We start from the raw sequence: 22,170 nt of genomic DNA, 5'->3' as shown, positions 1-22,170 counted from the left end.
TAGCCATGCTATTGTCAGGGGGGATTCTGCTCATCAATACGGGTTGTTCGCTTAGTAGCTTGACACGACAAGCGGAATCTGAAGACAGTCGACAGGTTGTTAATGTATTTACAACTAGACACTATTATGTTGACAGTATGTTGTTTCAAGAATTTACGAAGCGTACAGGCATTCATGTCAATGAAGTGAAGGGAACAGCGGAGGAGCTTGTAGAACGTATGAAAAAAGAAGGGGAAACTTCATCTGCTGACATATTGTTAACAGTTGATGGAGGGGCACTGGAATTCGCAAAGCAACAAGACGTTCTGCAAAAAATAAAAACGGAAACTTTGCTACGAAATGTACCTATGGAGTGGCGTGACAAAGAGTATTACTGGTTTGGAATTGCTACTCGTGCTAGGGTTATTGTTTATGCAAAAGACCGTGTAAGGATGGAAGAGTTGTCTACATATGAAGATTTGACAAACGAGCGATGGAAGGGCAAAGTATTGGTCCGATCTTCCTCAAGCTTATACAATCAATCCTTGTTGGCTTCGTTTATTGAACTGCATGGGGAACAGCAGGCAGAAAAATGGGCACAAGGAATTGTGCGAAATTTTGCCCGTGAACCAGAAGGCGGGGACAAATCTCAAGCGAAGGCAATTGTAGCAAAGGTTGGAGATGTCGCCATTATGAACACATATTATATTGGTCAGATGTTGAACTCGAACGATCCAGAAGAGCGGGAAATTGCTGAAAAACTAGGGGTGTTTTTTCCGAATCAACTGACGACAGGTACTCATGTAAATATTAGTGGAATTGGCTTGGCCAAGAATGCCCCAAATAAAGAAAACGCCATTAAATTTGCTGAATTTTTGACGAGCAAAGAGGGACAAACTTTGTTAGTACAAGGAAGCTTTGAATTTCCAGTGAACCCAGAATCAACGATGCCTACACTATTAAAAGATTGGCAAAACTTCAAAAGGCAACCGATTGATGTTGCAAGTCTAGGAAGATTACACAACAATGCAACGGAAATTTTTGAAAATGTAGGCTGGCAATAAAGAGATATTTGAAAGTGAAAAAATTTTTCCTTTCTCAGCGTTTTCTCATTTTCAGTTGCTAAACTAAATTATAGACAGTATAGATAATAATTTTCATTTATGACTTGAAGGTTATTTTTTTTCAGGATAAATGAGAATGAATGTTATTATCAATTGCTGAAAATAATTTAGGGAGGAAATAAGATGTACAACAAATACAGTTCAACGTTTTTAACATTTGTACTTGTACTTGTTTTTGTGCTGGCTGGATGTAGTGCAAACAGTTCTAGCCAAAGTAGTGCCAAGGAATCTTCATCAGCAAAAACGGCGGAGGCTTCCAATGCAAATAATACAGAGTCTAGCAAATCGGGCGGTGAAGTTAATATTTATACAGCTCGTCATTATGATGTGGATAAGGAGCTATACGATCAATTCACAGAGCAAACGGGCATTAAAGTAAACGTGGTGGAAGGAAAAGCACCAGAGTTGATTGAACGCATGAAGCGTGAAGGAGCTAGTACACCAGCTGATCTGTTCATAACTGTAGACGGTGGTATTCTAAATTCAGCTAAAACTGAGGGGATTCTACAACCAATTGTGTCAGACGAATTGGATAAACAAGTTCCTAGTGATTTGCGTGACAAAGAAAATCATTGGATTGCATTATCTACACGAGCGCGTGTTATCGTCTATGCAAAAGACCGCGTTGATCCTAGCCAGCTTTCGACTTACGAGGATTTAGCAACTGATAAGTGGAAAGGAAAAGTAGTTGTAAGATCTTCAACAAACCTATATAACCAATCGATGCTTGCTTCCTTTATTGATGTTATGGGAGAAAAAGAAGCAGAGGCTTGGGCGGCTGGTCTTGTATCGAATTTTGCACGTGAGCCAGAGGGCGGTGATCGCGATCAAGCCAAAGCAATCGTTTCTGGTGTAGGTGATGTCGCGATTTTGAATACTTATTATGTTGGACATATGTCTTCTTCTGATGATGCTGAGGAGGTCAAGGTTGCTGAGAATATCGGCGTATTTTTCCCGAACCAGCAAACGACAGGAACACATATTAATATTAGCGGCGCCGGACTTGTTAAACATAGCAAAAACAAGGAAAATGCTTTAAAACTATTAGAGTTTTTAACTGCGGCAGAAGCTCAAACAAAAATTTCTCATGCCAACTATGAGTTTCCAGTAAACAGTCAAGCAACGCTTCCAGGGCTTCTAGAAAGTTGGGGCAAGTTCAAGCACCAAAACGTTGACTTTGCAAAGTATGGTGAGTTAAATCCAAAAGCTGTGGAAATCGCCAATAAAGTTGGTTGGAAGTAAAAGATGAAACAAACTCTGCTTCCAAAATACATTTGGAGACGTATAAATGTTTGGACGATAACAAGTATTTTGGGTGCTGCAATGGTATTGCTGTCAATCCTTTACGTATTGACTGGTCTGTTCCGTCCTGCCAATGAAAATTGGGACAACATTTTGCAATTTTTATTGGCAGATTATATTTTGGGATCATTGAAGCTGGTGCTAATCACCAGCTTCTTTGCCACATTAATTGCAGTAGTACTTGCTTGGCTTGTAGTCGGATATACATTCCCATTGCGTAACTTTTATAAATGGGCATTTATTTTGCCACTAGCAGTTCCACCGTATATAGCTGCTTATACGTATAGCTATATGACTGGCTATACCGGTGTTATTCAAGCAATGCTTCGCAATAAATTTGGTATTGAGCTACCACCAGGTTCCATTGAGGTAATGTCAGAGCGCGGAGCTATTTTTATACTAACACTGTTTTTATTTCCATATATATTCATTATAACGCGGGTTTTTTTACAATCTCAGAGTGCATCCTTTATTGAAAATGCACGATTACTTGGACATAAGCCATTTTCAATTTTTTTTAAGGTAGTACTGCCACTTGCTAGACCCGCTATTATGGCAGGTGTAATGCTTGTTGTTTTTGAAGTATTGAGCGATTACGGAGTAGCCAATTTTTTTGGCGTACAGACCGTTTCCACCGCAATATTTCAGATTTGGTTTGGTATGTATGATATAGAGTCAGCGTTGAAATTGGCTGCCTGGCTTATGCTCGTTGTAATTGCTATTTTTATGTTCGAACGACTGTTGAGAAGAAATCGTCGCTATGCAGCGAAGGCAAATCGAAGCAATAGGCTTAAACCGCAACAATTGAAGGGAATCAAAGCTTGGGTTGCCACGATATTTTGTACAATTATATTCCTACTCTCTTTTGTTGCACCAGTAAGCCAATTAATAGTATGGACATTTCAATATGGGAGCAAAATTTGGAGATCTGATTTTTTTGACTTAACTATCAATACGCTAAAAGGAGCCACTATAGGAACGGCGCTTATTCTAGTTATTGCACTTTTATCCTCAAGGGCAGCAGTAATGTTTGCTTCACCGTTTATACAAGCACTTACGCGTTTGATGTCAGCAGGATATTCTGTACCAGGTGCGATTATTGCAATTGGTGTTCTCGCTCTATTTCTTGCGCTAGATGAAAAGCTGGCATCACTCTATACGTTATTCGGCAAGGAGGAAGGCGTGCTCGTGCTCAGTTTGTCATTAACAATGCTTATAGCTGGCTATGTAATTCGGTTTATGGCAACTGGGTATGGTTCATTGGAAGCGGGGTATGACAAGTTGCCTCGGGCTTATACAGAAGCGGCTCGAACATTAGGGAGAGGTAGTTTGTCGACATTCTTTCGAATAGAGCTCCCACTTTTAAGAGGTGCGTTGCTAAGTGGTTTTATATTAACTTTTGTGGAAATTATTAAGGAACTTCCACTGACATTACTACTTAGACCATTTAATTTTGATACGTTAGCGACACGTGCTTACCAATATGCAACAGATGAACGTATCTTTGATGCTGCGCTACCATCGTTATTGCTAGTTCTAATCGGATTAGCTTCAGTACTTATTATTATTAAGAAAGAAAGGGGATGACAAAATGTCCTTTGTATCCGTTGAAAAAATGACGTTCCGTTTTGCAAATGGACTTCCAGCGGTTATCGATGAACTTTCTTTCACAATGTCTAAAGGAGAAATTGTTGGTGTTCTCGGTCCAAGTGGTAGCGGGAAAAGTACACTTCTGCGATTGTTAGCGGGACTCGAAATGCCGGAACGAGGGATTATTTCCATCGATGATCGGTTGATAGTCGGGGAGCGTACTTTTGTAGAGCCTGAGCATCGTTGTGTAGGAATGGTTTTTCAAGACTATGCCTTATTTCCAAATATGACCGTAGCGGATAATATTATTTTTGGATTACATAAACTAAATCGGACTTTGCGTCGTTTACGCTTGGAACAAATGCTTGAGCTATTGCAAATGACAGAATATGCAAAGCGCTATCCCCATGAGCTCAGTGGAGGACAGCAACAACGTGTTGCCTTAGCTAGAGCGCTTGCTCCACAGCCTTCTGTGCTTCTGATGGATGAACCTTTTAGCAGTCTAGATGCAGAATTGAAAGCTAATATTCGCAATGAACTTCGGCAAATTTTACAAAAAGCGAACATAACCTGCTTGTTTGTTTCGCATGATCCTGCCGACATTGATGCGATATGTGACCGTGTGCTTAAAATGTAAGTGCCAGTCACTAAAACAATTCAAAATTGTTTTAGTGACTGGCACTTTTTTTTATTTAAAAACCTTTTGCTCTTTTTTCAGCCATTTCTACTAGTCGTTTTGTAATTTCTCCACCTACTGAACCGTTTGCGCGAGAAGAAGCATCTGGCCCTAGTTGTACGCCGAATTCTTGTGCGATTTCATATTTCATTTGATTGACAGCTTCTTGTACACCAGGAACTTGAAGCTTATTTGAACTGCGATTGTTGTTAGCCATTTTTCTCACCTCCTTGTGATATTAGAATGGTCGTGAGCTTGTTTTTCATACATTTAAAAAGAAGGAAATGTGCAAACTATATACTATAGTTAGGAATAACAGGAAAGCTAGCTAAAAATGCAATTTACTCTGTTATAATAAATCCTGGCTCTTAAAATTAAGGTTTAGCTAGAAGATCGAGGAGGTTTTGATATGACGAATAATGATATTTTGATTCGTTTACGATATGCATTAGATATTAAAAATACGGATATGGTGGAAATCTTTAAGCTAGGTGGCATGAAATATTCAAAAGAAGATGTTTTAAATATGCTAATAAAAATTAAAGATGAAGAAGAAGAGAACATCCCAGAGAATTACATCAAATGTAATAATAAAATGTTAGAGGCATTTTTAAATGGTTTAATTACATTTAAACGAGGCCCACAACCATCAACACAAGGTCAACAAGAAGGACCCCCACCAGTGACTGGTAATGAAAGCTCAAATAATATGCTGATGAAAAAAGTGAAAATTGCACTAGCTTTAACAACTGAGGATATGCTTGAGCTTTTAGCTGAAGGTGGCGTGTCAGTATCGAAAGGTGAACTAGGTGCAATTTTAAGAAATCCAAGCCATCGTAACTACAAAGAATGCGGTGATCGATTCGTAAGGAATTTTTTAAAAGGTTTAACATATAAATATAGAGACTAAAACAACAATCATTACTTAATTAAAAAATATATTGTAAAAGTACCATTTTTTTCTTTTAACCATTGCAATATGTGACAAAATTGTGTACACTTGAATTGACACAATGTTGTCACAAAAGGGAAAAGAAATGTTCATGAACAGAGGGGTGCTTTTATGATATTTTTTGATCTTATTTTAATTGTTGTTTCTTGCATTAGTATTCCATTAATAGTAGCAATCATGTTAGATATTTTTTATGCAGAACACAAAAAAGTTCGTTTTTCATTACGCCGTACTTCAGTATGGTATATGTTTGTTTTTGCTTTATCCTTTATTCCATCTGTGTTACTCGTAACACAATTTGCATGATTTTATACAATAAACATTTAGGGGTAAGTGTTTATTAATAGTAGAGCAGCGACACGTCTTAAAAAACGTTGTCGCTGCTTTTTTGTAGTGGCAAGCTATTCAAATGAAGAATGAAAAGAGAGATTACTGAATAAGATTTCTAGTATATAGATGTATTTTTCCTATCTATTATTTATTTTGAAGGTGGGATAATAATGAAAACAGTCTTTCTATTATTGTTAGGTACAATTTATTTGTTTTTAGCAAATGCAATGGAAGCCATACTAATTAAGAAAGCGTATTTTTTAATTGGACTTGCTTTAATTACTGTTGGGGTCATTCGTTATATTAAATGGAAATATCATACTTATAAAATAATGACAGAGCTAAAAAGAGCAAGTGAAGAGGAGTTAAATAATATCCCACATACACATGGCACAATCGCCAGTGACGGTTTACATGCATTATTGCTCAATGAGCATACAAAAACACTATTAGTAGGTGTTAAAGAAGATTGGGAAGCTGAGTTAATAAAGAAGGAAGTCCATTTTAATGAAATTTATGAAGTAGCCATTTTTGAAGATGGTCATATCATTGCCAGAACTAGTAATGGACTATTTAGTGAATCATTACTAGAAGAAGACGGAAGCTCTTTAGGAGAAGAAGATGAGATTGAGGAAGAAGAATATGAGGAAATGGAGGAGGTTTCACAATTAGCTATAAAGATGGTGGTAGATAATATTACGGCTCCAATTATTGAATATGCCTTTTTAGAACAAGAGGATGCGATTTCCAAAGAAGATGATACGTATATAGAGGCAATGGAGTTATGTGAGCAATGGTATCAAAAGATCAGTATTATTATAAAGCGCTATGAACTTGAAAGAGTGCCCATTCGACGGTGGCAGTAATAAAAAAAGCTATCTCGAAAAACATTTCGGATAGCTTGTAATACTGTTATAAAGTAAATTTTTGTAGTTGTGCGTTTAGCTCTTCAGCCATTTCTGCAAGTTGATTTGCACTCTTTGAAATTTCATCCATCGTCGCGGCTGTTTCTTCGACAGTTGCAGTTGTTTGCTCTACGCCTGCAGCAGACTCTTGGGAAATAGAAGCCATTTCATCAATAGAACCATTAATCATTTCGGAGTGTTGAGATATTTTTGTTAGGTTAGTTGAAATGACATTGATATTGTCATTCATATCTTCAATAGCTTGAGAAATTTGATCGAAAGTATTATTAGTTTGATCTAATTGCGCAGTACCTTTTCTTACTTCCTCATAGCCAGATTGTAGTGAGTTTGTTACACTTCCTGTTTCGTTTTGAATGCGGTGAACAATTGTTGAAATATCAGTAACAGAGAATTGCACTTGTTCGGCAAGCTTACGTACCTCATCGGCAACAACCGCAAAGCCTTTGCCATGCTCTCCTGCACGTGCCGCTTCAATTGCAGCATTTAAAGCAAGTAAATTCGTCTGGTTTGAAATCTCATCAATTACTGAAACGAGCTTCGAAATTTCAGCAGACTGCTCGTTTAAGCCTTCTACCTTTTTCACAGAATCCAATACAATGTCATTAATAGTTGCCATTTGTTTTGTTGATTGTACCATTAATTTTTTACCTGACGTTGTTAAATCATGTACATGCCCCGAATGTTCTTTTAACTCCATTCCTTCTTGCGTTGTTTCATGAATGTTGCGTTGGAAAGTTGTCATAGTTTCTGCTAAATCACTAGCTGTAGATGCTTGTGTTTCAGTTCCCGTAGCAAGCTCTTGCATAGTATAAGAAATTTGTTCTGTACCTGTTTGAACTTCATTGGCAGATTGCGCTAATTCCTCGCTGCTAGCAGCGACCGTTTCAGATACATTATGAATAGAGCTTATAGTATCCTTTAATTTCTCATTCAGGTCATTGGCAGAAAGCATTAATTGCCCAATTTCATCTTGGTTTGTTACTGAAAACTTATCATGACGCAAATTCCCATCAGCTAATTCTCTCATACGATTTGAAACAATCGTAATTGGCTTAGCAATTCGACTTGCTGTAAAAATCGCTAAAAGTATGCCTGCAACAATTAAGATGAGACTTACAGTGGACCCAATGGATTTATTGTTTGAACTTGTTGAAACGACATCATTGCCGACTTGCGTAATCGATTCAGCGCGTTTATTAGCTACTTCTTCATAGCCATCACGAACTTCATCGACGAGCTGATTAATAGATGTTAAATTTTCTAATGCTAATTGTTTATCGCCCTTTTTATATACTTCAAATACTTCACTATTAACACGGTTGCTCCATTCACGAGCTTTCTCTACAAGCTTTTCACGTTCAGCCGTTTTTTCATATTGCTCCACGATACGGTTATTATCCTCAGCAATTTGACGGTACTCATTAAAAGTATCTATGTATTTTTCATCGCCCGTAACAACATAACTTAGGGCTGAAGATAATCGTACACTAATAGACATAGATAGATTTTTACTTGCTTCTAAAACAACTAAATCTTCCTTAACAAGTCCTGTTGCTTGCTTCTCCATGTTCGTATTAGAAAAATAAGTATAAGTAGTAAAACACACAAATAATACTAATAAAATTATAAATCTACTTAAAATGCGCGCTTTGATTGATTTAAACTGAAATAAATGGTTCATTTTTCCCATCCTTTCGCTTTTTCTATAGAACTAGTCCTATCTTTTTATTTTATTACTATTTCATAAGAAAAGTAGAATTTTTTTGATGAAAATACTAAAAAAGGTTTTTTGGCATAATTAATTTACAATTTTCTTATATTTTTGTTAGAATGCAAAAAATGTCTATCTATTTGCCTATGTTAATGTCATTTTTAGAAAGCGATAAATTATTAATTTCCTACATCACTGCACACTAATCAAAAAGATATATTAAAAAAACAAGCCCCTCCACATAGTTTTCGTGGGGGGCTTGCTTTATGTCTCTGCTTACGCTGTGTATAAAGGGCTATAAACGCTAAAAAATTGCCCTTTGCAATTTCAACTATTGCTTGTCCTTTTTGGCCTGACGCTCCCATTGCAAGAGGGATGGATATGGATCGAATGCCCATTCTGTTCGACCATTAAATTTATAAATTCCATAATGAAGGTGTGGTGGGAATTTTCCTGAAGTTCCTTCTTTCCCATAGCCAGAGCTACCGACATAGCCGAGTATTGTTCCTGGCTCTACAACATCTCCAACCTTAATGTCCTTATTATAGCTACCAAGATGGGCATAATAATGATAAGAATTATGATTATCTCGAATGCCAATTCGCCATCCACCAAATTGGTTCCAGCCTTTGATTTCGACTACACCATAGGAAGTGGAAAGTATAGGCGTCCCATAGCTGGCAAATATGTCTGTGCCTTCATGGATGCGCCTACCGCCCCAGCCTCTGTTGTCGCCCCAAGTACCTCTAAAGCTGTAATTGTAGCGAGTTGGAATAGGGAATGTATGAGCATCAAGCTCAGTTGTTTTAAAATGTTTATACAAAGTAGAAATTGTTACGATTTGATTGACAGCTTCTTCGCTTTTGTAATATTCCCATAAAGCCAGTTTGAAGTCCTCATCTGTAGAACCAAATTTACTTAAATAGCTTGCCATGGAATATATAACATCTACATCATCTTTAGGACTAGCGATTCCATCATTATTGCCATCAAGTCCCATTCCACCGAAGTAACTGATTGTTTCGGGTATCGTATCTTCCTTGACAGGATTTAATGCGCCTGACCAATATTCATCAGAAAATTGAATGGCAATGTAGCCATCTCGCTTAGGAATATCTTTGCGAACAGATTGGAGATTGCGCTCATATTGGTCGATTGCTGCTAAGAAGTGCCATGGAATCAGTAATTCATCGTATTGAACATAATAAGACATGCGTTGTTGTAAAATTTCCTCATTACTAGGTCCTTCATTTGCCAATGTAACTGTTGGAAAGAAATAACTCCACACTAGCATACATGTCAGAAGGAAAATAAAATGACGACTCAAAATTGAACCTCCTTTCTACAGATTAGAATAACCGAAATTTTATATTTCATAAGTCCGCTTTACATACAGTAAATGCCTTTTTTATAGCAAGAAAAAAAAGGAACAATAAGAAGAAACTTAATCAAAGAAAAAGTAATGGGTATCATAATGTCTTTAACTTCATACTATGTTATAAATCAAGCCCTGAATGGAGGGAAGGCTATCAACATTTTAGATAAAGTGAAAAGCTATCGCGAAGAAGAAAATCGACTGAAGTGGGAAGGTACATTTGCAGATTATCTAAGCATTCTGAAGGAAAGACCTGAAGTTGCTCAAACAGCCCATTCTCGCGTCTACAATATGATCAAAAGCGCTGGAGTAGAGGAACGCGATGAGCAAAAAATGTATCAATTTTTCGGGCAAGAAATTTTTGGGCTTGAATCAGCTATTGAAAGATTGGTGGAGGAATATTTCCATCCAGCAGCAAGAAGATTAGATGTTAGAAAGCGAATTTTGTTATTGATGGGGCCAGTAAGTGGAGGAAAGTCAACGATCGTGACCTTGTTAAAGCGTGGACTTGAACAGTTTTCGCGTACGGAAGAGGGAGCAGTTTATGCAATTAAAGGATGTCCAATGCATGAGGATCCCCTGCATTTAATTCCACATCATTTACGTCATGACTTTTTTGAAGAGTATGGAATACGAATTGAGGGTAGCTTATCGCCTTTAAATACGATGCGTCTTGAAAAAGAATACGATGGACGTATTGAGAATGTCATCATTGAACGTATAACTTTTTCTGAAGACAAACGTGTAGGTATAGGAACCTTTACACCTTCTGATCCAAAATCTCAAGATATTGCGGATTTGACGGGTAGCATTGATTTCTCGACAATTGGCGTATTTGGCTCAGAGTCAGACCCTCGTGCTTATCGCTTTGATGGAGAGTTAAACAAGGCAAACCGAGGGATGATGGAATTCCAAGAAATGCTGAAATTAGATGAAAAGTTTTTATGGAATTTGTTGTCACTGACACAGGAAGGGAATTTTAAGGCAGGAAGATTTGCCTTAATTAGTGCGGATGAGTTAATCGTAGCCCATACTAATGAAACTGAATATCGTTCCTTCATTTCTAATAAAAAGAACGAAGCATTACACTCGCGAATTATTGTAATGCCAATTCCTTATAATTTAAAAGTGAGCCAAGAAGAACTGATTTATGAAAAAATGATTAATGAAAGTGATATGTCCCATGTTCATATTGCGCCACATGCATTGAAGGCCGCAGCAATCTTTTCGGTCCTAACAAGGCTGGAAGTTCCGAAAAAACAAGGTGTGGATCTTATAAAGAAAATGCGCTTGTACGACGGAGAAAATGTGGAGGGATTTAATTCCGTTGACTTAGAGGAGCTTAAAAAAGAGTTTCCTAACGAAGGCATGAACGGTATTGATCCACGGTATATAATAAATCGTATTTCTTCAGCTATTATTCGAAAAGAAATTCCATCGATTAATGCATTGGATGTTTTGCGCGCACTGAAGGATGGTCTTGACCAGCATGCTTCTATATCGCAGGAAGATCGAGAAAAATATATGAACTATATAGCTGTGGCAAGAAGAGAGTATGATGATATTGCCAAAAATGAAGTGCAAAAAGCGTTCGTTTATTCGTACGAGGAATCTGCAAAAACGTTAATGAATAATTACCTCGATAATGTAGAGGCATTTTGTAATAAAAATAAAATATTTGACCGCTTAACTGGTGAAGAAATGAATCCAGATGAAAAATTAATGCGCTCCATTGAAGAACAAATTGGTATTTCTGAAAATGCGAAAAAAGCATTCCGTGAGGAAATATTAATTCGTATTTCGGCTTATGCAAGAAATGGAAAACGGTTTGACTACAATTCTCACGAAAGATTGCGAGAAGCGATTCAAAAGAAATTATTTGCTGATTTAAAAGATGTCGTGAAAATTACGACTTCTTCCAAAATGCCTGATGAGTCACAGTTGAAGAAAATTAATGAAGTTGTAGCAAGACTTGTCGATGAACACGGCTATAATACAACGTCAGCAAATGAGTTATTACAATATGTAGGAAGCTTACTGAATCGTTAATTTTCATTTTAGTGGCAGCCACAATTATGCCAAAAGCGTAATTGATAGACGTAATAGGAGTGTCCCAATTTTAGGGCACTCCTTTTATTTCTCTAAAAAAGTTCAATAAAGCGGATCACTAGCATAGTATAGAAAAAGCGAATTTGATAGATGGGTGAGGATAAAAATGACTGAAAACGAAAATAAGGGTTTTGTCATCTCTCAGGAAAATTGGTCCCTCCATCGTAAAGGGCACCAAGACCAGCAACGTCATATGGAAAAGGTTAAAGATGCGATTAAAAATAATTTACCCGATTTAGTTAGTGAAGAAAGTATTGTCATGTCAAATGGTCGTGAGGTAATTAAAATACCTATACGCTCCCTCGATGAATATAAAATTCGATACAATTATGATAATTCTAAGCATGTAGGTCAAGGACAAGGTGATAGTAGCGTAGGGGATGTTGTCGCGCGTGACGGTAGCAAGAGCAATCAGCAGGGCAATGGGAAAGAAGCCGGTGACAAGCCTGGTCAAGATTATTATGAAGCAGAAGTAAGTATGGAAGAAATTCAAAGTGTGTTATTTAAAGAGCTGGAGCTTCCTAATTTACAGCAAAAAGAAAAAGCAGATATTAAAACCGAAAAAATTGAATTTAATGATATAAGGAAAAAAGGGCTTATGGGTAATGTGGATAAGAAGCGCACAATATTGAATGCGCTGAAACGCAATGCCATGGAAGGAAAAGCGCAAATTACACCAATTCATAATGATGATTTACGCTTTAAAACATGGGATGAAGTGGAGAAGCCTGAATCAAAGGCTGTAGTCCTTGCAATGATGGATACAAGTGGTTCTATGGGTGCTTTTGAAAAATATTGTGCTAGAAGTTTCTTCTTTTGGATGACGAGATTTTTACGGTCGAAATATGAAACAGTTGAAATTGAATTTATAGCACATCATACAGAGGCAAAAGTAGTGACAGAGGAAGAGTTTTTCACTAAAGGGGAAAGTGGCGGAACGATCTGTTCTTCGGCTTATATTAAAGCGTTAGAGTTGATTCGTGAGAAGTATAATCCTAGTCGTTATAATATTTATCCTGTGCATTTTTCAGATGGTGAAAACATTTCAATGGATAATGAAAAATGTTTAAAGCTAGTTAATGAATTGATGGACGTCTCAAGCATGTTTGGATATGGCGAAGTAAATCAACATAATCGTTTTTCAACATTAATGTATACGTATAAAAAAATTGATGATCCAAAGTTTAGGTATCATATTTTAAAGAAAAAAGGCGATGTCTATGATGCCTTAAAGAGCTTTTTCCAAAAACATGAGTTGCAAAATGAAAATTAATATTAGGAAGGTGCGAAGCATTCATTTTTCCAGAGGAGGAGGTTGAAAAATGGAGAAGGAGCTTCACCGTGCGATTGATGAAATAACAGAAATTGCAACAGGGTTTGGTTTAGATTTTTTCCCAATGCGTTATGAAATATGTCCTGCAGATATTATTTATACATTTGGCGCATATGGTATGCCTACGCGTTTTTCCCACTGGAGCTTTGGAAAGCAATTTCATAAGATGAAGCTACAATATGATTTAGGGCTAAGTCAAATTTATGAGCTTGTTATTAACTCAAATCCGTGCTATGCATTTTTACTTGATACGAATTCTCTCACACAAAACAAGCTAATTATTGCGCATGTATTAGCACACTGTGACTTCTTTAAAAACAATGTACGATTTTCTAATACAAGACGAGATATGGTAGAGAGTATGACAGCAACTGCAGAGCGGATTGCAGGCTATGAAAGGGAATATGGGAAGGAAGAAGTAGAACAGTTTTTAGATGCGATATTAGCTATTCAAGAACATATCGATCCTTCTTTATTAAGACCAAAGCTGTCATCAGAAGATGAAGAGCATGATGAAGAAGAAATTGTTACTTCTAGATCGCCGTATGATGACCTTTGGAATTTAGATAATAAGGAAAAAGAGCAAAGGTCGGTACGTAGAAAAATTAAACAGTTTCCAATGAAACCTGAAAAGGATTTATTACTTTTTATCCAAGAGCATAGTCGTGAACTAGAGGGATGGCAGCGTGATATTTTAACAATGATGCGTGAGGAAATGCTATATTTTTGGCCTCAATTAGAAACGAAAATAATGAATGAAGGTTGGGCTTCCTTTTGGCATCAGCGCATCATGCGTGAACTCAATTTAACAACAGTAGAGACGATTGAATATGCCAAATTAAACGCTGGTGTTGTCCAGCCATCAAAAACATCAATTAATCCTTATTATTTGGGTCTGAAAATATTTGAGGATATTGAAAAACGCTATAATAATCCAAGTGAAGAGATGCTAAGATTAGGGGTACTACCAAATAGCGGACGAGAAAAGATGTTTGAGGTGCGTGAGATTGAATCGGATATTTCCTTTATTCGCAACTATTTAACAAAGGATTTAGCAAAGCAAGAGGATCTATATTTGTTCCAGAAAAAGGGTAATGAATATCGCATTACAGACAAAGATCATGAAATGGTTCGTGATCAGCTTGTATCGATGCGCGTTAATGGAGGGTTCCCATATATCGTTGTGAAAAACGGCGATTATCTACGAAATGGAGAGCTATATTTAGTGCATGGTTATGAGGGAATGGAGCTAGATCCACATTATTTAGAAAATGTATTGCCGTATATTTATCAATTGTGGGGGCGTCCTGTGCATTTAGAGACGTTTGTTGAGGGAAAACCGATGCTTTATTCGTATGATGGTACAAAAAATTATAAGCGCTCTGTCTAAAGTAAAACTTCTATCAGGTAGGATGAAAAACCCTACAGATAGAAGTTTTACTTTTTTATTGAGATAACTTTATTCATTGTTTTCATTGTTAGAAGGATGCTCTTCAATTGCTGAATCTTGTAATTCTTCTTCTTCAACGTCTTGTGATTGATTAGAAGTCGAATGTATATCACTATCAATGACTAAACTATCTCGGACTTTTATACCTTGTTGTCCACCAGCTTCATCATTATTATCTCCGGCAATTCCACTTCTACCATTACCGTCAGCGAATTTAGAATTAAGATTTCTTGTTTGGCTATGATTGAGCGCATTTTGTCCGCCTTGGTTGGCATTTGTACCAACATCTTTATTGATTTGACCGCCACCTTCAGCTCTTTGCTCAAAATGGTTCTCTGTGTTGCCAATATTAAAAGTGATATTTATAGTAATGTTATTTTTTGCTTCTTTATCTCTTTCTGGTTCCTCAGAGTGATTAGAATTTCTAGAGGCATTATTATAACCTGTCATAGTTTTCACCCCTTTCATTAAGTATTATTATTAAAGTATTAATTTTTTAGGGGTTCACTTGTACGTGTAGCCTTATACATATCGGAAATATTGAAGATATTATGTAAAGCAGTAGTTATTAATAATGAATTTCTGCGCGACGTAACGAAAATTTGTTAAAATGAATAAGATTATATGAATATCTATGGAACTGGAACGGTGAATAAACGTTGAAAACATTTAAAAAGGTTTATATAGAAATAACAAGCGTCTGTAATTTAGCTTGTAGTTTCTGCCCGCCAACTGAGCGTGCAAAAGGGCTTATCAAGGTAGAACAGTTTAATAAAATACTTGATGAAATACGACCTCATACTAAATACATTTACTTGCATGTTAAAGGCGAACCACTTTTGCATCCGCGGATTAATCAGCTATTAGACGCGGCACATGACAAGGGCTTTAAGGTGAATATTACGACGAACGGCACACTTATTAAAAAGAATCGTGAAAAGCTATTGGGCAAGCCAGCACTACGCCAAATTAATTTTTCATTACACAGCTTTGATGGCCATGAGGGCTCTGAAAATCGTGAGAAATATTTAGGGGATATTTTAGATTTTGTCCGCGAAGCAAAAGAATTTAACACAATAATTTCGTATCGTCTGTGGAATTTACAGCAGGATCATGTTACAGATCTTGCTGCTAGAAGAAACCGTGAGACATTAGAAATTTTAGAAAATGAATATAATCTCGATTTTCGCATTGAGGAAAAAGTTCAGCCAGGCAAGGGCGTAAAAATTGCGAACAATGTTTATTTAAATCAGGATCATGAATTTAGATGGCCAAGTTTGCTTGCGCCTGAGGATGAAGGCAAAGGCTTTTGTCATGCGTTACGCAGCCAAGCAGCCATTCTTGTAGATGGTACAGTTGTGCCATGTTGTCTTGATGGAGAAGGTGTTATCAACTTGGGGAATGTACATGAGCAGTCCTTTAGTGAAATTGTAGAAGGCGAGCGTGCCAATAATTTAGTTGATGGTTTTTCAAGACGAGAAGCGGTCGAAGAGTTATGTAGAAAATGTGGCTACCGTCAAAAGTTCGGTATGGAAGGCGAATAGGGTAAAAGAGAAAAGTGTTACTTTGACTGCACTAACCTTGCTGTGACCGTCGATATCCGTTGCGCACGGTCGCTTTCTGCAAAGCTTAGAAATAGTATGATTGACTGGCACACGGTATAGCCCAATGGCATAAGAGTAGTAGTTCCTAAAACGGAAAAATCCACTGCGCTTTCCGCGGGCACACACGTAAGCCGCAACCCTCGCTAACGCGCGTCTTGTTGCGTCTTACGCTGTGTGCGTTCCCGCAGGAGTCTACGAGGATTTTTCCTTTGTTAGTTTAGAATGCAAAGCTTAGAAATATATGAGTGACTGGCACACGGTATAGCCCCATGGCATAAGAGTAGTAGTTCCTAAAACGGAAAAATCCACTGTGCTTTCCGCGGGCACACACGTAAGCCGCAACCCTCGCTAACGCGCGGCTTGTTGCGTCTTACGCTGTGTGCGTTCCCGCAGGAGTCTACGTGGATTTTTCCTTTGTTAGTTTAGAATGCAAAGCATAGAAATAGTATGAGTGACTGGCACACCGTATAGCCCCATGGCATAAGAGTAGTAGTTCCTAAAACGGAAAAATCCACTGCGCTTTCCGCGGGCACACACGTAAGCCGCAACCCTCGCTAACACGCGGCTTGTTGCGTCTTACACTGTGTGCGTTCCCGCAGGAGTCTACGTGGATTTTTCCTTTGTTAGTTTAGAATGCAAAACCTAGAAATAGTATGAGTGACTGGCGCATCGTATAGCCCCATGGCATAAGAGTAGTAGTTCCTAAAACGGAAAAATCCACTGCGCTTTCCGCGGGCACACACGTAAGCCGCAATCCTCGCTAATGCGCGGCTTGTTGCGTCTTACGCTGTGTGCGTTCCCGCAGGAGTCTACGTGGATTTTTCCTTTGTTAGTTTAGAATGCAAAGCATAGAAATTGTATGGGTGACTGGCACGCCACATAGCCTCACGCCCGCGGAAAGCGAGCAACCCGTAACGGAAATCAATTAACACTTTGAAAGGGACAAGGTGCGTCTACAGTCTTACAGCTCCAATGTTATTCAACATTGGAGCTGTTTTTCTTTGATTGAGCATCAATCGTATTTAGAAAATCTCTTGTAATGCGTACTACATATTTTACTTCGTCTAAATTGCGCTCTCTTAATAATGAGCGATGAATGTCGAGCATAAGATTTTTTTCTTCAATATCAGTAACACCCGATAATCGTTGGAAATTAAAAAGTTCCTCAGGTGCAATATCTAACGCTTTCATAAGCAATTCTAACGTACTTAAAGTAATATTTGATTGCCCGTGCTCAATATTTGAAATGCGACCTTTACTAAAACCTAACTTCCCCGTTCTCTCTGCTACTTCTTCTTGACTAAGCCCTTTGGAAACTCTAATGATACGGAGTTGTTCACCTACTAGCTTTAAAAAGTCTGACATATCACTCACCTCTATGTAAAAAGCTAGTGAAAAACAATGAAAATGCATATACCATTAAAGTTATATAATGTAGATAATGTTACATTAAAATGGTACAATAATCACTATAATATTGATATGGAAGAATATTCATTGCATTTTGGCCGTCTACACAAGCATTTTTTGATTGGTTGTATGAAATTTTGAAAGCTCTTTAAGAATGGAGGATCTCAACTTGTTGGAGCGTTATAGACTAGATGAAATAGCTCTTATTGTTGCTAGTTTAACAACACCTAATATTTCAGATTACTCAAAGGTTGGTCAACCTCTTATTACAGCAAAAAATTTAAAATGGTTAGCACTTGATGGTGATATTCGTAAATTATCTAAATGGAATGATACAGTTAATATGCATTTTAAGTGTGCAAAGGTGCCAGCAAAAACAATTATTCTCGCGAAAAATGACTTAGGTCGTGCTAAAAAGTATATATTTCAATGTGAACAAGATGCATATATTGCTAATGATGTAGTTGCAATTATCCCAAATGAATCTATTATTTTAAGTGATTATTTGTATTTTTTTCTCCATTGGTATCAGACCAATAAAGACTGGAGACAATTGCATCATATAAAGTTAGATTTACCTGCATTAGAAATACAAACAAATATTGTAAAGCTGTTAAAAACTAGTCAGCTTTTATTGAAACATAAAAAATCATTGCTAGCTGTTGTGGAGGAGTTACCACTCCATATTCGAAACATTTCAAAGCAAACTGAACAACATGCTAGCCATTTAAATGACGGATTTGAACAGCTTCAAACGTTATATCATCTGGCACTTCATAAAATCTTTACTGGAGAGCTATATCAGTTCCACAACAATAATGTTAAAAGGAAACCTTGAGTTGGCGTTAAAAAAAGTCGGTGTGATATAGAAAGACTAACACCGACTTTTTAACATAAAGCGATATGAAGTTAAATTTCAATTATAATAGGCAAAATCATCGGTTTGCGTTTCGTTTGTGAAAACAAATATTGGCCGACCGTTTTTTTAATCTCTCGCCTTAAAACAAATAGCTGTTGCTTGTTTTCCCCTTGGAGTTCGCTAATAGTTGCTTTTACGAGTTCATTCACTTTTTGTAGCAAATTCTCCGACTCTTTTGCATAAACAAATCCTCTTGATGTAGTATCAGGTTCTAAAATAATAGACCCATCACTCTTACTAAGCGTTAACACGATAACGAGCATGCCGTCCTCAGATAGTTGTTTACGATCACGTAAAACAATTCCTTCAACTTCACCAATGCCAATACCATCAACATACGTTTCACCAGATGGGATTTTTCGTGTTTGTCTAGCTTTCGACTTTTCGATATCAACAACATCCCCATTTTTCATTATAAAGGTATGTCCTCTTTTGACACCGACAGATTCTGCTAACAAGCGATGTTGATGTAGCATACGAAATTCTCCATGTATCGGAATAAAAAACTTTGGTTTCATTAGCGTCAACATTAGCTTTAAATCTTCTTGATAACCATGTCCAGAAACATGCATGCCTGTGTTACTCGCCGAACCATAAATGACGTTAGCCCCTAGCTGAAATAAATTATCGACAATTCGCGAAACGCCTTTTTCATTACCTGGTATTGGAGAGGCAGCTAAAATAACAGTATCGTCAGGTAAAATTTTTACTTCACGATGATTGCCACTAGCTAAACGAGAAAGTGCGGCCAATGGCTCTCCCTGACTCCCTGTACATAATACAACAACTTCTTCTGGAGGGAGATACTTCACTTCACGGGCATCAAGTAACAACTCATCAGGCATCGCTAAATACCCACGCTCTAAGGCGACATCAACTACATTCACCATACTGCGACCTAACAATGCAAGTTTACGATTCGTTGCAATAGTGGCATCTACAATTTGTTGAATTCGATTTACATTGGAAGCAAAGGTAGAAATGATTATTTTACGTTCGGCATGAAGAAAAGCTTCTTCAATATGATGACCTACAAGTTTTTCCGATGGTGTTAATCCTGGTCGTTCAGCATTTGTACTTTCTGATATTAATAATAATACGCCTTCAGATCCAATAGCTGCCATCTTGTGAATATCAGCATACTGATTATTAACTGGAGTTAAATCAAACTTGAAGTCTCCAGTGTGCACTACTTTGCCTTCAGGTGTTTGAAAAACGATACCTAAGCAGTCAGGAATACTATGATTTGTTCTGAAGAAACTCACATCAATTTGTCCGAAATGTAACGAGGAGTCTGAGCGTATCTCTATTAAATCAGTCTCTCTTAGCAGCTTGTGCTCCTTTAGTTTTAACTCAATTAACCCTAATGTAAATCTTGTAGCGTAAATGGGAACGTTAATTTTCTTTAAAAGGTACGGAATGCCACCTATATGATCTTCATGCCCATGCGTGACAATTAATCCTTTAATTTTTTCTTTGTTTTCCTGTAAGTAGGTGATATCAGGGATAATTAAATCAATGCCAAGTAGACTTTCATCTGGAAACTTTGCTCCACAATCGACAATAAGTAAATCATTTCCATATTGTATTACATACATATTTTTACCGATTTCGTTAATACCACCTAGAGCAAAAATGGATAATGCATTATTTGTAGCGGTCAATTTTTTTTACCTCCGTTTAAACGTATTCCGATACTTTTTATTATTGCTCACGTTTTCAATCTTATACTTTTGCGGAAGAATGATAAAAACAGCTAGTGGATATGATAAGTGCATTAATGGAGGAGTTGTTTGACAATGAAGGAATTTAAAATAACCTATTTCTTTGATGAGATTCATTATGTTAGGCGATTTATTCATATTGAGTCACAAGAAAAAGCACAACAATTGGTTAAAAGTGAACGGGATCAATATATTGCTTTTACAGATAGTAGAGGAATATATCATGAATTACACACAAAAAATGTACGCGTTATTCAAGTTTCCGAATATCATCGGGTTGATAAAACGAAGGACACTTAATCTTTGTACATTAACGATAATGGAGTGTACAACATGAAGAAAGAAAATGTGCCACCTGAGAAAAGAATGTTTATGAACTTATCAAAAGAAATAAGTGAAAATCCGACACAAATAGTGCTAAATACTATTTCAAACTGGGCTTAAACAGTCCAGTTTGTTTTTGTTTGTTAAAGGACTGAACCCTTTCCCCTTTGAAAGGACAATCAATGTTTTTTTCATCCTTTTTAAGCCATCGTTAAAAATTAAACCCATTCGTTTATATTCTATTATGTTTTAGGTTGTATCAAAAAAATAAAAAATAAAAGAAAAATATGATTTTGAATATAGTTGAAAAATTAAGTAATTATCATTAAAAAGTGTAAAATGCTCATTTTAATATATTCATTTTCTAATATTTATACATAAAAGTGTATTTGTAGTTATAAAATTTCTCAAAAAAAGATAAAAGAAGCAAAAAAGAAGATTCTTACGTGCCTATTAAATAATTTATGGTTTAGATAGATTGCAAAATTGCAAAAAAAATTAAAGAAAGGGAGAGGGTCAAAAAATGAAGAAGAAAAAAAGAAATAAATTTAAAAAAACAGCAATTTTTGCTGCTGCTGCTACTGCTGCACTAGTAACACCAGCAATAGTAGCGCCAATAGACGCTGAAGCTGTATCACGATGGGTATATGTATTACAAGCAGACTATAACATTGTAATGAAAATAGACGGTGAAAAAGTAACTGGTCAATGGGGTGGCAGAACACTTCGTTTAGTTAGTACAAAAGACGATAATGTATATTATACAAGAACATTACCAAGAGCCCTTTCAGTAAAAGATACAGGAACATATTACATTTATGATTTGACAGATTATGATTTAACAGACTCGGCTCAAGCAGCAAATGTTCATAAAATGTTAAAACCAGCTGGGAAAATTACAATACACCATAATGGTCGTCTGGCGAGTATCGCTACTTTAAATTACAATACAGTTACATTTTATGGAAATAGTGAGAAGAGCGAAATTTTAGCGACATCACTTGTTCTTTCAGGAGATAAAGTTAAAGAGCCTTCTAAGCCGACAAGTGAAGGCAAGACATTTATCGAATGGGTAGATAAAGATGGGAAAAGATTTGATTTTAGCACACAGCCAATTACTAGCAAAACTGAAGTCTTCGCTAAATGGTGTGTACCAACATCAACTACAGTCCCAACAGAACCAAAAGTGGATGAAACAATGACAGTCCCAACAGAACCAAAAGTGGATGAAACAATGACAGTCCCAACAGAACCAAAAGTGGATGAAACAATGACAGTCCCAACAGAACCAAAAGTGGATGAAACAATGACAGTCCCAACAGAACCAAAAGT

Annotated in this window: 20 protein-coding genes; 14 read left to right on the top strand and 6 right to left on the bottom strand. The window is 36.9% G+C overall.

What is annotated here, in order from left to right; translation table 11 throughout:
• The first annotated feature begins 5 nt into the window (after window positions 1-5).
• The 4 genes from ACIQXW_RS22135 (at window position 6) to ACIQXW_RS22120 (ending at window position 4,632) form a co-directional block, all read left to right on the top strand.
• On the top strand, window positions 6-1,043 hold the full coding sequence (locus ACIQXW_RS22135) for a Fe(3+) ABC transporter substrate-binding protein (RefSeq protein WP_402765668.1): 1,038 nt from the start codon (window positions 6-8) through the stop codon (window positions 1,041-1,043).
• A gap of 183 nt (window positions 1,044-1,226) precedes the next feature.
• The gene (locus ACIQXW_RS22130; protein WP_401021879.1) at window positions 1,227-2,345 is read left to right on the top strand and encodes a Fe(3+) ABC transporter substrate-binding protein; all 1,119 of its coding nucleotides are present in this window, start codon (window positions 1,227-1,229) and stop codon (window positions 2,343-2,345) included.
• A 3-nt stretch (window positions 2,346-2,348) separates the two neighbouring features.
• Complete coding sequence (locus tag ACIQXW_RS22125; protein WP_402765571.1) at window positions 2,349-3,992, top strand: ABC transporter permease; 1,644 nt, start codon at window positions 2,349-2,351, stop codon at window positions 3,990-3,992.
• Between the two features lie 4 nt (window positions 3,993-3,996).
• Window positions 3,997-4,632 carry an ABC transporter ATP-binding protein gene (locus ACIQXW_RS22120; RefSeq protein WP_402765568.1) on the top strand — a complete coding sequence of 212 codons (636 nt, stop codon included), beginning with the start codon at window positions 3,997-3,999 and terminating at the stop codon, window positions 4,630-4,632.
• 55 nt (window positions 4,633-4,687) lie between these two features.
• Here ACIQXW_RS22120 and ACIQXW_RS22115 read toward each other — a convergent pair whose 3' ends face one another.
• Window positions 4,688-4,888: an alpha/beta-type small acid-soluble spore protein gene (locus tag ACIQXW_RS22115; RefSeq protein WP_340822267.1), complete on the bottom strand. Its 201-nt coding sequence runs from the start codon at window positions 4,886-4,888 to the stop codon at window positions 4,688-4,690.
• 192 nt (window positions 4,889-5,080) lie between these two features.
• Between ACIQXW_RS22115 and ACIQXW_RS22110 the strand changes: the two genes are divergently transcribed.
• From ACIQXW_RS22110 to ACIQXW_RS22100, 3 genes are all read left to right on the top strand, one after another.
• Window positions 5,081-5,581: a YehS family protein gene (locus tag ACIQXW_RS22110; RefSeq protein ID WP_402765565.1), complete on the top strand. Its 501-nt coding sequence runs from the start codon at window positions 5,081-5,083 to the stop codon at window positions 5,579-5,581.
• 153 nt (window positions 5,582-5,734) lie between these two features.
• Complete coding sequence (locus tag ACIQXW_RS22105; RefSeq protein WP_401021872.1) at window positions 5,735-5,929, top strand: hypothetical protein; 195 nt, start codon at window positions 5,735-5,737, stop codon at window positions 5,927-5,929.
• Between the two features lie 194 nt (window positions 5,930-6,123).
• On the top strand, window positions 6,124-6,819 hold the full coding sequence (locus ACIQXW_RS22100; protein ID WP_402765562.1) for a hypothetical protein: 696 nt from the start codon (window positions 6,124-6,126) through the stop codon (window positions 6,817-6,819).
• A 46-nt stretch (window positions 6,820-6,865) separates the two neighbouring features.
• On the opposite strand, the gene ACIQXW_RS22095 is transcribed toward ACIQXW_RS22100, so the two are convergent.
• Window positions 6,866-8,560 carry a methyl-accepting chemotaxis protein gene (locus tag ACIQXW_RS22095; protein WP_402765560.1) on the bottom strand — a complete coding sequence of 565 codons (1,695 nt, stop codon included), beginning with the start codon at window positions 8,558-8,560 and terminating at the stop codon, window positions 6,866-6,868.
• A 361-nt stretch (window positions 8,561-8,921) separates the two neighbouring features.
• The gene (locus ACIQXW_RS22090) at window positions 8,922-9,917 is read right to left on the bottom strand and encodes a M23 family metallopeptidase (RefSeq protein ID WP_402765557.1); all 996 of its coding nucleotides are present in this window, start codon (window positions 9,915-9,917) and stop codon (window positions 8,922-8,924) included.
• A gap of 201 nt (window positions 9,918-10,118) precedes the next feature.
• Here ACIQXW_RS22090 and ACIQXW_RS22085 point away from each other — a divergent pair, with 201 nt between their 5' ends.
• The 3 genes from ACIQXW_RS22085 to ACIQXW_RS22075 all read left to right on the top strand — a co-directional run bounded on the left by ACIQXW_RS22085 (window position 10,119) and on the right by ACIQXW_RS22075 (window position 14,797).
• Entirely contained in the window at window positions 10,119-12,014 is a 1,896-nt protein-coding gene (locus ACIQXW_RS22085) for a PrkA family serine protein kinase (protein WP_401021964.1), read from the top strand.
• A 166-nt stretch (window positions 12,015-12,180) separates the two neighbouring features.
• Window positions 12,181-13,347 carry a sporulation protein YhbH gene (yhbH, locus tag ACIQXW_RS22080; protein WP_340822275.1) on the top strand — a complete coding sequence of 389 codons (1,167 nt, stop codon included), beginning with the start codon at window positions 12,181-12,183 and terminating at the stop codon, window positions 13,345-13,347.
• A 49-nt stretch (window positions 13,348-13,396) separates the two neighbouring features.
• A complete protein-coding gene (locus tag ACIQXW_RS22075; RefSeq protein WP_340822276.1) occupies window positions 13,397-14,797 on the top strand; it encodes a SpoVR family protein in 1,401 nt (466 codons plus the stop codon).
• A 69-nt stretch (window positions 14,798-14,866) separates the two neighbouring features.
• Here the strand turns inward: ACIQXW_RS22075 and ACIQXW_RS22070 are convergent, their stop codons facing one another.
• A complete protein-coding gene (locus tag ACIQXW_RS22070; protein ID WP_401021861.1) occupies window positions 14,867-15,307 on the bottom strand; it encodes a hypothetical protein in 441 nt (146 codons plus the stop codon).
• 209 nt (window positions 15,308-15,516) lie between these two features.
• Between ACIQXW_RS22070 and ACIQXW_RS22065 the strand changes: the two genes are divergently transcribed.
• The gene (locus ACIQXW_RS22065) at window positions 15,517-16,401 is read left to right on the top strand and encodes a radical SAM/SPASM domain-containing protein (RefSeq protein WP_340822278.1); all 885 of its coding nucleotides are present in this window, start codon (window positions 15,517-15,519) and stop codon (window positions 16,399-16,401) included.
• A gap of 1,035 nt (window positions 16,402-17,436) precedes the next feature.
• Here ACIQXW_RS22065 and ACIQXW_RS22060 read toward each other — a convergent pair.
• A complete protein-coding gene (locus tag ACIQXW_RS22060; RefSeq protein WP_340822280.1) occupies window positions 17,437-17,826 on the bottom strand; it encodes a helix-turn-helix domain-containing protein in 390 nt (129 codons plus the stop codon).
• A gap of 214 nt (window positions 17,827-18,040) precedes the next feature.
• On the opposite strand from ACIQXW_RS22060, the gene ACIQXW_RS22055 reads away from it, so the two are divergent.
• On the top strand, window positions 18,041-18,709 hold the full coding sequence (locus tag ACIQXW_RS22055; RefSeq protein WP_401021859.1) for a restriction endonuclease subunit S: 669 nt from the start codon (window positions 18,041-18,043) through the stop codon (window positions 18,707-18,709).
• Window positions 18,710-18,780: 71 nt separating this feature from the next.
• Here ACIQXW_RS22055 and ACIQXW_RS22050 read toward each other — a convergent pair whose 3' ends face one another.
• On the bottom strand, window positions 18,781-20,388 hold the full coding sequence (locus ACIQXW_RS22050) for a ribonuclease J (protein ID WP_402765665.1): 1,608 nt from the start codon (window positions 20,386-20,388) through the stop codon (window positions 18,781-18,783).
• A gap of 201 nt (window positions 20,389-20,589) precedes the next feature.
• On the opposite strand from ACIQXW_RS22050, the gene ACIQXW_RS22045 reads away from it, so the two are divergent.
• Window positions 20,590-20,814 (top strand): hypothetical protein, encoded by a 225-nt coding sequence (locus ACIQXW_RS22045; RefSeq protein ID WP_340826417.1) that lies wholly within the window; start codon window positions 20,590-20,592, stop codon window positions 20,812-20,814.
• Between the two features lie 547 nt (window positions 20,815-21,361).
• Window positions 21,362-22,170: InlB B-repeat-containing protein (locus ACIQXW_RS22040; protein ID WP_402765552.1), on the top strand; the 809-nt coding region annotated here is incomplete at its 3' end.

The organism is Lysinibacillus sp. NPDC097162 (assembly GCF_044762185.1).
Lineage (GTDB): Bacteria > Bacillota > Bacilli > Bacillales_A > Planococcaceae > Lysinibacillus.
This window is presented reverse-complemented; position numbering and strand designations above follow the sequence as displayed.

Bases quoted from the DNA above. Each gene is read 5' to 3' on its own strand.
- ACIQXW_RS22050 (WP_402765665.1), bottom strand. From the start codon at position 20,388: ATGTATGTAATACAATATGGAAATGATTTACTTATTGTCGATTGTGGA.
- ACIQXW_RS22120 (WP_402765568.1), top strand. From the start codon at position 3,997: ATGTCCTTTGTATCCGTTGAAAAAATGACGTTCCGTTTTGCAAATGGA.
- ACIQXW_RS22110 (WP_402765565.1), top strand. From the start codon at position 5,081: ATGACGAATAATGATATTTTGATTCGTTTACGATATGCATTAGATATT.
- ACIQXW_RS22060 (WP_340822280.1), bottom strand. From the start codon at position 17,826: ATGTCAGACTTTTTAAAGCTAGTAGGTGAACAACTCCGTATCATTAGA.
- ACIQXW_RS22105 (WP_401021872.1), top strand. From the start codon at position 5,735: ATGATATTTTTTGATCTTATTTTAATTGTTGTTTCTTGCATTAGTATT.
- ACIQXW_RS22045 (WP_340826417.1), top strand. From the start codon at position 20,590: ATGAAGGAATTTAAAATAACCTATTTCTTTGATGAGATTCATTATGTT.
- ACIQXW_RS22135 (WP_402765668.1), top strand. From the start codon at position 6: ATGCTATTGTCAGGGGGGATTCTGCTCATCAATACGGGTTGTTCGCTT.
- ACIQXW_RS22070 (WP_401021861.1), bottom strand. From the start codon at position 15,307: ATGACAGGTTATAATAATGCCTCTAGAAATTCTAATCACTCTGAGGAA.
- ACIQXW_RS22075 (WP_340822276.1), top strand. From the start codon at position 13,397: ATGGAGAAGGAGCTTCACCGTGCGATTGATGAAATAACAGAAATTGCA.
- ACIQXW_RS22125 (WP_402765571.1), top strand. From the start codon at position 2,349: ATGAAACAAACTCTGCTTCCAAAATACATTTGGAGACGTATAAATGTT.
- ACIQXW_RS22130 (WP_401021879.1), top strand. From the start codon at position 1,227: ATGTACAACAAATACAGTTCAACGTTTTTAACATTTGTACTTGTACTT.
- ACIQXW_RS22115 (WP_340822267.1), bottom strand. From the start codon at position 4,888: ATGGCTAACAACAATCGCAGTTCAAATAAGCTTCAAGTTCCTGGTGTA.
- yhbH (WP_340822275.1), top strand. From the start codon at position 12,181: ATGACTGAAAACGAAAATAAGGGTTTTGTCATCTCTCAGGAAAATTGG.
- ACIQXW_RS22100 (WP_402765562.1), top strand. From the start codon at position 6,124: ATGAAAACAGTCTTTCTATTATTGTTAGGTACAATTTATTTGTTTTTA.
- ACIQXW_RS22095 (WP_402765560.1), bottom strand. From the start codon at position 8,560: ATGAACCATTTATTTCAGTTTAAATCAATCAAAGCGCGCATTTTAAGT.